Genomic DNA, 12279 nt, shown 5'->3' on the forward strand with positions numbered 1-12279 from the left:
TGGGCGCGGCCTGCAACATTGCCTCCCACATCGAGGCCGGGACGCCGCCGGTGCCGGGCCCGAACCGATGTTCCGCGCGCGCACCGGTAGCGTCGAGACCGTGCTAGCCCTGGTTGCGATAGTCCCGAGCGCTCCGCTGCTCGTCCCCGAACTGGCCGGTCCGGCCGCCACCGACACCGAACCCGTACGCGCGGCCGTGCGTGCGGTGGCGAAGCGGCTCGGCAGCGCGGCCGATCGGTGGATCGCACTCGGCGCAGCCGATCGCGCCGGCTCCGCCGGTGCCACGGACTACCGCAGCTGCGGCGACTTCGGCGGATACGGTGTGCCGCACCCGGTACGACTCGGCGGTCCGCCGACCGAGGGCGCGCCGCTGCCCCTGTCGATGCTGATCGCGGGGTGGGTCCGCGGTGAGGCCGACGGCGGCGGAGAGCGGACCACGGTGACGCCGTGGGTGGTGGATCCGGAGTGGTCGCCGGACCAGTGCGCGGCAGCCGGACTGGAACTCGCGCGCGCCCTGTCCGACGGCGGCGATCCCGACAGCGACGATCCCGACAGCGGCGATCCCGACAGCGGCGACCGGGTGGGACTTCTGGTGGTGGCCGACGGCTGCACCGCGTTGTCGCCGGGCGCTCCGGGCGGCGGCGAGCGGCCCTCGGCGATCGCGCTTCAGCGGCGGATCGACGACGCGCTCGCCCGCGCGGACACCGGCGCACTGGCCGCCCTCGACGCGGACGCGTGCGCCGCGGAGGGAGTCGGAGGCAGGGCCGCATGGCAGGTCCTGGCGGCCGCCTGCGGCGGTCCCGCGGCCGATGTCGCTGTGTCTGATGTCGCAGCGGCAGAGGTGTTGTATCGCGATGCCCCGTTCGGGGTCGGTTACACCGTCGCCGTCTGGTCGCCGGGGGCGCCGCGGTGACCCTCGCACCCATCGCCGTCATCGGCCCGACGGCCAGCGGCAAATCAGAACTCGCCCTCGATCTCGCCGAACACTTCGGCGGCGAGATCGTCAACGTCGACGCGATGCAGCAGTACCGCGGGATGGACATCGGCACCGCCAAGCTTCCCGTCGCCGAACGGCGGGGGATACCGCACCACCAGATCGATGTCCTCGACGTCACCGAGACCGCCACCGTCGCCCGCTACAAGTCCGCGGCGACGGCAGACGTCGAAGCGCTTCTCGCATCGGGCCGGCTGCCGGTCATCGTCGGCGGGTCGATGATGTACATCCAGGGCCTGCTCGACGATTGGGAGTTCCCGTCGACCGATCCCGCGGTGCGGGCGAAGTACGAGGCGCTGCTCACCGAGATCGGGCCGTTGGCTCTCCACCGCAGGCTGGCCGAGGTCGACCCGGCCGCCGCGGCCACCATCCTGGACTCGGACGGCAGGCGCATCGTGCGCGCCCTCGAGGTGGTCGAGATCACCGGGGAGCCGTTCGCGGCGTCGGCGCCGTCGATCGGTGAACCGCGGTGGGGGACCCGCATCCTGACCCTCGACCGAGAGAAGGAGGCCCTCGACGAGCGGATCCGGTTGCGCACCGCGGCGATGTTCGACGCCGGCCTGGTCGACGAGGTGCGAGCACTGTGCGAGACCGGCCTGCGGGAGGGGCGGACGGCCTCGCGGGCGATCGGCTATGCACAGGTCATCGAGTATCTCGACGGCGTCTACGACCTCGATCAGGCGCAGGAGCGCACCTTCTTCGGCACGCGACGGTACGTGCGCCGGCAGCGGTCGTGGTTCCGGCGCGACCCGCGCGCGGTGTGGCTCGACGCCGCCGATCCCGCCCTGCTGGAGAATGCGCTCCGCGCGCTCCGCGTAGCCTGATGGGCGTGAAGAACTCTCCGGCGCTGACCTTCGTCAAAGGGCATGGCACCCAGAACGACTTCGTGATCCTGCCCGATCCTCAGGCCCAGATCGAACTGACCGAGGACCTCGTCGTCGCTCTCTGCGACCGCCGGCGGGGACTCGGTGCCGACGGCGTTCTGCGCGTCGCGACCGCCGGATCGCTGGTGGCCGAACAGGTGCTGGAACGGCTACCCGAAGGCGTTTCGGGCGTGGACTGGTTCATGGACTATCGCAACGCCGACGGTTCCATCGCGGAGATGTGCGGCAACGGTGTGCGCGTGTTCGCGCACTACTGCCGGACCGAAGGGCTCGTCGACACCGATGCGTTCACCGTCGGTTCGCGCGCCGGGGCCCGTCCGGTCACCGTGCACTCGGCCGACGACGCCGACGCCGACGTGAGTGTCTCGATGGGACCGGTGGCGCTGCGCGGTCCGAGCGAGGTCCGCATCGCGGGTACGACGCTGACGGGCGAGGCCGTCGACGTCGGCAACCCTCACCTGGCCTGCGTGGTCGACGGCCTGACGCCCGAACGGCTCGCGACACTGGATCTCACCACCGGCGCCGAGCTGGACTCGGCGCTGTTTCCGGACGGGGCGAACGTCGAGATCCTCACCCCGCTGACCCCGGGCGGCCCGACCCCGGCCGACGAGGCCGACTTCCATGCGCACATGCGAGTGTTCGAGCGGGGCGTCGGGGAGACCCGATCGTGCGGTACCGGCCTGGTGGCCGCCGCAGCGGCTGCGCTGTCGGGGGCCGGCAGAGACTCGGGGTCGGTCGCGGTCACAGTGCCGGGCGGCGACGTGCTGGTCACTGTCGGCGACGGCTCGGCCGTCCTGCGCGGCCCGTCTCGGCTGGTGGCCCGCGGCCGGCTCGTCGCGGGCTGGGCCGACTGAGCGGGCACCCGCGGGAAATCCGGATGCGTTCCGGTGCCGGTCGGGGGCACAATGGATGTACATATGACTGAACTGACCAAAGAATCTGCATTGGACGAATCCGCCGACGACCGGTCCGCCGAGGAGGTCCCGGGGCTCTCGGAGCGTGGACGCCCGGGCGAACCCACGGTGGGCGAACTCCAGCTCGACGAGCGTGCCTCGCTGCAACGCGTCGTCGGCCTGTCGACCGAACTCGAGGACGTCACCGAGGTCGAGTACCGCCGCCTCCGGCTGGAGCAGGTCGTCCTCGTGGGCGTCTGGACCACGGGGAGCGTCGCCGCGGCCCGCGCCAGCATGGCCGAACTCGCCGCGCTCGCCGAGACTGCCGGATCGCAGGTGCTCGACGCCCTGATCCAGCGCCGTGGCAAACCTGATCCGGCCACCTATCTCGGCTCCGGCAAGGCCGAGGAACTCCGCGAAGTGGTGGTCGCCAGCGGAGCCGACACCGTGATCTGCGACGGTGAGCTGACTCCCGCCCAGCTGACGGCGCTGGAGAAGGTCGTCAAGGTGAAGGTGATCGACCGCACCGCGCTCATCCTCGACATCTTCGCCCAGCACGCCACCTCGCGTGAGGGCAAGGCGCAGGTGGCGCTGGCGCAGATGGAGTACATGCTTCCCCGGCTGCGCGGCTGGGGCGAGTCGATGTCGCGCCAGGCAGGTGGCCGCGCCGGCAGCAACGGCGGCGTGGGCCTGCGTGGCCCCGGTGAGACGAAGATCGAAACCGACCGCAGGCGGATCCGCGAGCGAATGGCCAAGCTGCGCAAGGAGATTCGCGGGATGAAGACGGCTCGGACGGTGAAGCGCGCGGCGCGCCGCCGGGGCGGTGTACCGGCCCTGACGGTGGTCGGCTACACCAATGCCGGCAAGTCGAGCCTGGTGAACGCGATGACCGGCTCGGGAGTCCTCGTGCAGGACGCACTGTTCGCGACGCTCGATCCGACCACCCGCCGCGCGCAGCTCGCCGACGGGCACGAGGTGGTCTTCACCGACACCGTCGGCTTCGTCCGGCATCTGCCCACCCAGCTGGTCGAGGCGTTCCGGTCGACACTGGAGGAGGCCGTCGACGCCGATCTGCTCGTCCACGTGGTGGACGGGTCAGACCCGTTCCCGGCCAACCAGATCTCGGCCGTCCGCCAGGTGTTGGGGGAGGTGCTCGCCGAAGAGGACCGCCCCGCGCCGCCGGAGATGCTGGTCGTCAACAAGATCGACGCCGTCGACGGCGTGACCATGACGGCGCTGCGGGCCGAGTATCCGGATGCGCAGTTCGTCTCGGCCCGGACCGGTGAGGGGCTCGACGGGCTCTTCGCCGCGATCACCGACTTCCTGCAGCGAGACGATGTGGACGCCGTCCTGCAGGTGCCGTTCGCCCGCGGAGAGGTGATCTCCCGGCTCCACCAGCACGCGCACGTGCTCGACACGGAGCACAACGCCGAAGGCACCCGCCTGCATGTGCGGATGCCTTCTGCGCTCGCGGCCGAGTACAGCGATCTGACCGTCGCCTGACGGTCTCGCCCGGCTACTCGGCGTCGAGATCCTTGGCGACCAGTGCCGCGATCTGATCGACCGCGGCCTGGTCGTCGCTTTCGACGGTGACCGAGGCGCCCTTCTCCGCGCCGAGGGTCATGATCATCAGCGCGCTGCCCGCGTCGACCGGATCACCGCCGGCGGCGAGCGTCACCGGGACGCCGAGAGCGGTGGCCGCGTCGGCGATGATGGCGGCGGGACGAGCGTGCAGACCGACGGCCGATCCGACGGTGACGGTGGTGCTGGGCATGGACGTGCCTTTCTTTCGGTGTGACGGCCCGAGCTGCGTGCTCGGGCCCGGGTGTTTCAGGCGGCCTCGGCGGGGATCGGCGTGCGCTCCCGGCTGGGCTGGTACTGCTTGGCGGCGAGGACGGCGACGGCGGAGACGATCACGCCCGCCACGATAGCGATCAGGAACTTCCACCACGTGCCGTTCATCGCGAAGAGGACGAACACGCCCCCGTGGGGTGCCCGGCACTGGACGCTCAACGCCATCGACAGCGCTCCGGTGACCGCACCGCCCAGCATCATGGACGGGATCACGCGGAACGGATCGGCGGCGGCGAACGGGATCGCGCCCTCGGAGATGAACGACGCGCCCAGCAGCCAGGCGGCCTTGCCGTTCTCGCGCTCCGGTTCGGTGAACGTCGACGGTCGGAGGGTGGTCGCCAGCGCCATCGCCAGCGGCGGAACCATGCCTGCGGCCATCACCGCGGCCATGATCTCCCACTGTGCGACGCCCGCGCCGGCGAGTCCGAGGCCGGCGACGCCGAAGGCGTACGCCGCCTTGTTGACCGGTCCGCCCAGATCGAAGCACATCATCAGGCCGATCACGATGCCGAGGATCACCTTGGAACTGCCGGACATCGAGTTGAGCCAGTCCTCGAGCGAGGTGTTGATCCACGACAGCGGACGGGCCAGCAGAGCGAACATGATGAAGCCGGTGACGAGCGTGCCCACCAGCGGAATGATGACGACCGGTTGCAGTCCGCGCGCCCACTGGGGCAGCGGCAGCCGGGAGAGCCAGAGGGCGACGACGCCGGCCAGCAGACCACCGACGAGACCGCCGATGAAGCCGGCGTTCACGGCGACGGCGATCAGACCCGCGGTGAATCCGGGAGCGAGACCGGGCCGGTCGGCGATCGCGTAGGCGATGTAGCCGGCCAGGACCGCCACCATGAGCCCGATCGCCAGATTGCCGATCGCGAAACTCACTCCGCCGAGATACTGCATGAGCCCGCCCGGCGGCAGATCCCAGAGACTGTAGTGCAGTGCGTAGTACAGTCCGTCCGAGGTGCCCTCCTGCACCGTCGAACTGCCGATCTCGTAGCCGGCCAGCAGGAAGCCGAGCGCCATCAGCAGACCGCCCGCGGCGACGAACGGGATCATGTAGCTGACACCGGTCAGCAGAGCCTGCTTGAGCTGACCTCCGATGCCCACACGGGAGGCCGCGGGCGCCTGCGCGCCGGCGTTCGCATCCCCGGCGACGGTGGCGGCCCGGGGATCTCGCGCCGTGCGGACCGCCTCGGCGATCATCGCATCGGGTTCGTTGATCGCGCGTTTGACGCCGGAGGCGACCACCGGCTTGCCGACGAACCGGTCGCGGCCCTTGACGCCCACATCCGTCGCGAAGACCACCACGTCCGCGGCGGCGATCACATCGGGGGCGAAGGGCGTCGAACCGGTCGACCCCTGGGTCTCCACCGCGAACTCCACGCCGGCGCGTTCGGCGGCGAGCTTGAGGGCGTCGGCGGCCATGTAGGTGTGCGCGATCCCGGTGGGGCACGCGGTGACGGCGACGATCCGAGTGGTCCCGGGCTCGGCCGCTGGGGATTCGGTGGTCGGGGTCTCAGTTGCCGGGGTCTCAGTTGCCGGGGTCGCTGCGGGGGTCGCTGCGGCCGGGGCAGGGGCCGGCTTGCCCTCGACGGCCTCGTTGACCAGATCGACGACGGCGGCGGCGTCGGGCGCCGCGCGCAGGGCGGCGACGAAGTCGGGCCGCACGAGGGCGCGCGCCAGCGAACTGAGCACCTTCATGTGCTCGCCGGCGGCTCCCTCCGGTGCCGCGATCAGGAAGACGATGTCGGCGGGCCCGTCCGGAGCACCGAATTCTGCCTTTCGCGTCAGGCGTGCCATGGCGAGGGTGGCGGTGGTGACGGAGGCGACGCGTGCGTGCGGGATCGCGATGCCTCCGGGAAGCCCGGTCGCGGATTTGCGTTCGCGTGCCATAGCGGCCTCGGCGAGCTCGGCCGGGTCGGTGCAGCGGCCGGCGTTTGCGACCAGACCGGCGAGCGCGGCGATGATACTGTCCGCATCAGCGCCGGCGTCACCGTCGAGCAGGACCAGCTCCGGCGTGATGATCTGTTGGGACATGATGGCTCCCTCGGTGATTCTGGGGGGGTCGGGATTCTGGGGGTCGGGGATTCGGGGACTCGGAGATTCTGGGTGTCGGGGTTCTTCGCGGACGGATCAGGACAGCCGGGAGACGGACACACCCGCTTCGTCGAGCAGATCCGGAGTGGGCGGCGTGGTGCCCGGCAGTGCTGCGGCCGCCGAGCCGTGAGCGACGGCACTGCGCAGGAGCCCGGCCTCGTCGGCACCGCGCAGGTGCGCGATCAGATAACCGGCGAGTGAGGCGTCGCCCGCGCCGACGGTGCTGCGGACCGCGACAGCCGGCGCGGTGGCGAACCATATGCCGTCCGGGGTGGTCAGGAGAGCGCCGGCCGCGCCCAGCGTGGTCAGCACCGTCCCGCCGGTCCGGTCGGCGAGTGTTCGGGAGGCGGCCGCTGCGACGCTGGGATCACCCTGCGCCGCAGACCTCTCCATGCCGGCCGGATCGTCGCCGGTGAGTTCGGCGAGCTCATCGGAGTTCGGCTTCAGCAGTGCCGGACGGGCGGCGGCCACCGCGGCCAGGGGTGCACCGGACGTGTCGACGGCCACCCGACAGTGCAGCGACGCCGTCGCGGCGAGTACCTGCGCGTACCAGTCGTCGGGGAGGCCGGGCGGCAGCGAGCCGCACAGAGCGAGCCAGTCCGCTCCCTCGGCACGGGCCAGGATCGTGGTGCGCAGCGCGGCCGCGGCCTCGGCGGAGACGGCCGTTCCGGCGTCGTTGATCTTGGTGGTGGTGCCGTCCGGTTCGGCGACGGTCAGGTTGGTCCGGACCGTCCCGTCCGCCGACACCGCCTGGTGCGGAAGGGCCACGGCGCGCAGGCTGTCGATGAACGGGTCGTCGGCGCGGGCGGGCAGGACGGCCAGTGTGGGAAGGCCGGCGGCCCGCACCACCCGTGCGACGTTGATTCCCTTGCCGCCCGGTTGGTCGACGACGCGGGCCGCACGGTGCACCTCGCCCCTCCGGAGCGGTCCGGCGAGCTCGATCGTACGGTCGGTGCTCGGATTGGCGGTGACGGTGACGATCATGCGATCACCACCTCGATCTCGTGGGCGCGCAGTTCGTCGGCGAAGGCCGAGTCGATCCCGGCGTCGGTCACGAGGACATCGACGTCCTCCAGGGTTCCGAAGCTCATCAGTTCCTCCCGGTTGATCTTGGACGAGTCGGCGAGGACCACCGTCGTCGTGCAGGCCGCGATCATGGCGCGTTTGGTGGCGGCCTCGTCGGCGTCGGGTGTCGACAGACCGTGCTCGAGCGACAGACCGTTGGTGCCGAGGAAGCCGACCGACGCACGGATGCGCGAGAGTCGCTCGATCGCGTCGGCGCCGACGGAGGCACCGGTCTTGGGCCGGAGTCTGCCGCCGGTCAGCAGCACCCCGGAGCCGGGCAACTCCGCCACCACCTCGGCGATCTGCACGCTGTTGGTGACGCAGGTCAAGCGGGCGTCGGCGGGGATGGACAGAGCCAACTGCAGAGTGGTGGTCCCGGCGTCGATCACGATGGAACCGCCGTCGGCGGGCAGGAATGCCAGCGCAGCGGCACCGATGGCGCTCTTCTCGCCTCGGTGGGTCTCCTCCCGAACCACCAGATCAGGTTCGTCGACCACTGCGGCGACGTCGAGGCGTACGGCTCCGCCGTGGACGCGCACCAGATGGCCGCTGCGAGCGAGAATAGCCAGGTCGCGGCGCACGGTCTCGCCGGTCACGGAGAAGCGCGCGGCGAGATCGGCTACGGAGACGCGGCCGCGCAGGCGGACCTCGTTCGCGATCGCCGACTGGCGTTCCTCCGCGTACATCTGCTCTCCCGACTGTCCGATCTCATGCAACGATGGGGATCGTGCAAAGATGTGGATCTGTGTTGATTTGGTTGGTTACACATCTTTGTTTACATGGGTACGTGTTGACACGTCAAGGACTTTCTGTAATCTTTCTCACATGACCGAGGTGACTTCTCCCGTGCCTGCCGAGAACCCGTTCCGCGCCGACGTCATCGTCTCCGGTACTCCGGTGGTCGGTGGCCTCGCGTACGGACCGATCATCAGACCCGCACCGCGACCCGGCTTCGACGCCATCGACGACTCTCCCGTTCCGGAGGAGCTCCGCGACGCAGAGATGGAGCGTTTCACCGCCGCCGCCGGAGTGGTGGCCGACCGGCTGGCCGACCGGGCCTCCCACAGCACCGGCGTCGCGGCCGAGGTCCTGACTGCCACGGCCGGTCTCGCGCGCGATCGCGGGTGGGCGACGGCCGCGGGCAAGTCGATTGCGCAGGGCGTTCGAGCGCCGCTCGCCGCGATCGCGGCCACCGAGCAGTTCGTGGAGATGTTCACCAAGCTCGGCGGCCTCATGGCTGAACGGGTCACCGATCTGTTGGACGTCCGAGACCGCGTCGTCGCCGAACTCCTCGGGCTCTCGGAGCCGGGCATCCCCGTGCCGGACGTACCGTCGATTCTGCTCGCCGACGACCTCGCGCCCGCCGACACCGCGGGTCTGGACCCGGCACGCGTCATCGGGCTGGGCATGCGGCTCGGCGGCCCCAGCAGCCACACGGCGATCATTGCTCGCCAACTCGGTATTCCGTGCGTGGTCGCCGCCGCTGAACTCGATGAGATCCCCTCCGGAGCCATGGGCTACGTGGACGGGGACGCGGGAACGGTGGGGGCCGCCCCGGACGCCGGACTCATCTCGGACGCCGTGACGGCCGCGGCGACGCGGGCGGCCGAGACGGCGGCCTGGCGCGGGCCGGGCCGCACGGCGGACGGGCACGCGGTCGCGATCCTGGCCAACGTGGCCGACGGCGTGTCCGCTCGGTCGGCGGCGCAGGCGCCGGTGGAGGGCGTCGGACTGTTCCGAACCGAACTGGCCTTCCTGGACCGCGCGGCCGAGCCCACCGTCGCCCAGCAGGTAGAGCTCTACCGGGAGGTGATCGACGCCTTTCCCGGGCGCAAGGTGGTGATCCGCACCCTCGACGCGGGCTCGGACAAGCCACTGAAGTTCGTCGCCCACTCCGACGAGCCGAATCCGGCGATGGGAGTCCGCGGCAACCGCATCGTGCAGACGTATCCGGACATCCGCAACAACCAGCTCGATGCGCTGGCGGAGGCGGCGCGCGACGACGGCCGTGCGACGCCGTGGGTGATGGCACCGATGATCGCCACGGTCGACGAGGCGCGCGAATTCGCCGCGCGGGTTCGGGAACGCGGTCTGGTGCCGGGGGTGATGATCGAGGTGCCGTCGGCGGCGATCCTCGCCGACGCGATCCTCGCCGAAGTGGACTTCGTCTCGATCGGCACCAACGACCTGACCCAGTACACGATGGCGGCGGACCGGATGTCGCCGGAGCTGGCGGCGCTCACCGACCCGTGGCAGCCGGCGGTACTCGCGCTGATACAGCGGGTCGGGGACGCCGGTCGGGACCAGGGCAAGCCCGTGGGCGTATGCGGCGAGGCGGCTGCCGATCCGTTGCTGGCATGTGTGCTGGTCGGGATGGGTGTGACGTCGTTGTCGTCCGCGCCTGCGGCGTCGGCCGCGGTGGGACTGAAGCTGGGTACCGTCACCATGGATCAGTGCCGCGATGCGGCGTCCGCCGCGATCGCCGCGACGAGTCCGTCACAGGCGCGCGAGGCGGTTCGCGCGGTTCTGGCCGGCGAGGTGTGATGTCCCGCTGAGGCCGGCCGGGCGCCTCAGATACGGCGCATCACCGTGACGACCTTGCCGAGGATGGCGGCGTCGTCGCCGGGGATGGGCTCGAAATGCTCGTTGTGCGGCATGAGCCAGACGTGACCGTCGGTGCGCTTGAAGGTCTTCACGGTGGCTTCGCCGTCGATCATCGCGGCGACGATGTCACCGTTCTCCGCCACGTTCTGCTGGCGCACGACCACCCAGTCGCCGTCGCAGATCGCCGCGTCGATCATCGATTCGCCGACCACGCGAAGCATGAACAGGGAACCGTCGCCGACCAGTTCGCGCGGCATCGGGAAGACCTCCTCCACGGCCTGTTCGGCGAGAATCGGTCCGCCGGCGGCGATCCGGCCGAGCACCGGAACGAAGGTCGGCGTGGGGAGTGACTCTCCGTCGGCCTCGGCACCGCCCGAGGGCGGTGTCCGCTGATCGTCCCGAACGTTCACCGCACGCGGACGGTGCGGATCGCGCTTGAGAAGGCCGCGGCGCTCGAGCGTGCGGAGCTGATGGGCCACCGACGACGTGGAGGTGAGTCCGACGGCCTCGCCGATCTCACGGATGCTCGGCGGGTAGCCGCGCTCGCGGACCGACTGACGGATGACCTCGAGCACCTCGCGCTGACGCTGGGTCAATGAGGCCTCGAGCGTCGCGGTGGAGAGCATCGGATCGGGCGTGTCGGTCACGGTCGGGCCTTTCGTCAGCTGTGTTCGATCGATGGTCCAAAGGCTAGTTGAGTAGGTCACAAAACTCAAACAATTGTTCGACGCGTGTCGGCGTTTGTCGGACCCCTCGTGTTAACTATCGAACAAGAGTGCTTCGAACACGCGATCGATTGGAGACGAGTCATGAGCACGAGGACGGCACCCGCCCCGACCGGACGCGCCACCGCTGTGCGCTCCACCGCTGCGCACTCCACCGCTGCGCACTCCACTGCTGCGCACTCCACCGCGTCGGCGATGACCTGCGACATCCCGCTGGTCCGTGGCTCGCTGGTCCGTGATCGGGGAGTACGCGGAGCGGGGCGAGGCGACTCGAGCGGAACGTGCTTCCCGACCGGCCGCCCCGAGCGGCGTCGCCCGGTCGCGGACCGGCGAGTGATGTTCGATGCGCCGCCGGCCGGCCGGACCGCGCTGTCGCCCGCGGTGTACCGCAGGCGCCGGTGGGCCGGGGCCGCGGTGGTCGGCGGCACCCTCGCCGGCATGGTGTGGCTGCTCGCCCTCGTCGGAGCGGGCTACCAGGATGCGGCGACGCCGGAGTCGCCGGCGGCGACGCACGTGGTGTACGTCCGGTCGGGGGAGTCGCTCACCGCGCTCGCTGAGCGGATCGCTCCGGAGTTGCCGTCCGCCGGCGTCATCGCCCAGCTGCGCGACCTGAACGGCCTCGAGACATCGGGACTGCATGTCGGACAAGCGCTTATCGCCCCGCAGTACGGCTGAGGCGGGCGGGTATTGTCATGGCATGCGCTGCCCGTTCTGCAAGAACGACGACACCCGTGTCGTCGACTCCCGAGTCGCCGACGACGGCCAGGTGATCCGTCGCCGCAGGTCGTGCAATGAATGCGGGCGGCGGTTCAGCACGGTCGAGACGGCTGTGCTGTCCGTGGTGAAGCGCAACGGCATCTCCGAGCCCTTCAGTCGCGAGAAGGTGATGCAGGGCGTGCGCCGCGCCTGCCAGGGCCGTCAGGTGGACGAGGACGCACTGGCGAAGCTAGCGGTGCAGGTGGAGGACACCGTGCGCTCGTCGGGTTCGGCCGAGATACCGAGCAATGAGGTCGGTCTCGCGATCCTCGGTCCGCTGCGCGACCTCGACGAGGTGGCCTATCTGCGGTTCGCCTCGGTCTACCGGTCGTTCGAGTCGGCCGACGACTTCCAGCGCGAGATCGATTCGCTGCGCCGCGACCGTCACTGACACTCACGGCACC

Annotated in this window: 12 protein-coding genes; 7 read left to right on the top strand and 5 right to left on the bottom strand. The window is 70.6% G+C overall.

Annotated features, from left to right (window positions below):
• Positions 1-100 precede the first annotated feature (100 nt).
• The 4 genes from P5P27_RS08075 (at position 101) to hflX (ending at position 4274) form a co-directional block, all read left to right on the top strand.
• Positions 101-913 carry a class III extradiol ring-cleavage dioxygenase family protein gene (locus P5P27_RS08075; protein ID WP_278127195.1) on the top strand — a complete coding sequence of 271 codons (813 nt, stop codon included), beginning with the start codon at positions 101-103 and terminating at the stop codon, positions 911-913.
• Complete coding sequence (gene miaA / locus P5P27_RS08080) at positions 910-1818, top strand: tRNA (adenosine(37)-N6)-dimethylallyltransferase MiaA (RefSeq protein ID WP_045540412.1); 909 nt, start codon at positions 910-912, stop codon at positions 1816-1818. Before P5P27_RS08075 ends, miaA begins: the two co-directional genes overlap by 4 nt.
• Positions 1818-2732, top strand: coding sequence for a diaminopimelate epimerase (gene dapF / locus P5P27_RS08085; RefSeq protein WP_006896272.1), 915 nt, complete (start codon positions 1818-1820; stop codon positions 2730-2732). Before miaA ends, dapF begins: the two co-directional genes overlap by 1 nt.
• 63 nt (positions 2733-2795) lie before the next feature.
• On the top strand, positions 2796-4274 hold the full coding sequence (gene hflX / locus P5P27_RS08090; protein ID WP_045540414.1) for a GTPase HflX: 1479 nt from the start codon (positions 2796-2798) through the stop codon (positions 4272-4274).
• Between the two features lie 13 nt (positions 4275-4287).
• On the opposite strand, the gene P5P27_RS08095 is transcribed toward hflX, so the two are convergent.
• The 4 genes from P5P27_RS08095 to P5P27_RS08110 form a co-directional block, all read right to left on the bottom strand.
• Positions 4288-4545 (bottom strand): HPr family phosphocarrier protein, encoded by a 258-nt coding sequence (locus P5P27_RS08095; RefSeq protein WP_006896274.1) that lies wholly within the window; start codon positions 4543-4545, stop codon positions 4288-4290.
• A 56-nt stretch (positions 4546-4601) separates the two neighbouring features.
• On the bottom strand, positions 4602-6665 hold the full coding sequence (locus P5P27_RS08100; protein WP_278127198.1) for a PTS fructose transporter subunit IIABC: 2064 nt from the start codon (positions 6663-6665) through the stop codon (positions 4602-4604).
• Positions 6666-6761: 96 nt separating this feature from the next.
• Positions 6762-7709: a 1-phosphofructokinase family hexose kinase gene (locus P5P27_RS08105; RefSeq protein WP_045540812.1), complete on the bottom strand. Its 948-nt coding sequence runs from the start codon at positions 7707-7709 to the stop codon at positions 6762-6764.
• Positions 7706-8476: a DeoR/GlpR family DNA-binding transcription regulator gene (locus P5P27_RS08110; protein WP_045540810.1), complete on the bottom strand. Its 771-nt coding sequence runs from the start codon at positions 8474-8476 to the stop codon at positions 7706-7708. The genes P5P27_RS08105 and P5P27_RS08110 overlap by 4 nt, the downstream gene beginning before the upstream one ends.
• A gap of 139 nt (positions 8477-8615) precedes the next feature.
• Between P5P27_RS08110 and P5P27_RS08115 the strand changes: the two genes are divergently transcribed.
• Entirely contained in the window at positions 8616-10334 is a 1719-nt protein-coding gene (locus tag P5P27_RS08115; protein WP_006896279.1) for a putative PEP-binding protein, read from the top strand.
• 26 nt (positions 10335-10360) lie between these two features.
• Here P5P27_RS08115 and lexA read toward each other — a convergent pair whose 3' ends face one another.
• Complete coding sequence (gene lexA / locus P5P27_RS08120) at positions 10361-11020, bottom strand: transcriptional repressor LexA (RefSeq protein WP_231650344.1); 660 nt, start codon at positions 11018-11020, stop codon at positions 10361-10363.
• A 183-nt stretch (positions 11021-11203) separates the two neighbouring features.
• Here lexA and P5P27_RS08125 point away from each other — a divergent pair, with 183 nt between their 5' ends.
• Both P5P27_RS08125 and nrdR read left to right on the top strand, forming a co-directional pair.
• The gene (locus P5P27_RS08125; RefSeq protein ID WP_278127202.1) at positions 11204-11794 is read left to right on the top strand and encodes a LysM peptidoglycan-binding domain-containing protein; all 591 of its coding nucleotides are present in this window, start codon (positions 11204-11206) and stop codon (positions 11792-11794) included.
• 22 nt (positions 11795-11816) lie between these two features.
• The gene (gene nrdR, locus P5P27_RS08130) at positions 11817-12266 is read left to right on the top strand and encodes a transcriptional regulator NrdR (RefSeq protein ID WP_006896283.1); all 450 of its coding nucleotides are present in this window, start codon (positions 11817-11819) and stop codon (positions 12264-12266) included.
• Positions 12267-12279: the final 13 nt, after the last annotated feature.

The organism is Gordonia sihwensis (genome assembly GCF_029632925.1).
Classification (GTDB): Bacteria; Actinomycetota; Actinomycetes; order Mycobacteriales; family Mycobacteriaceae; genus Gordonia; species Gordonia sihwensis.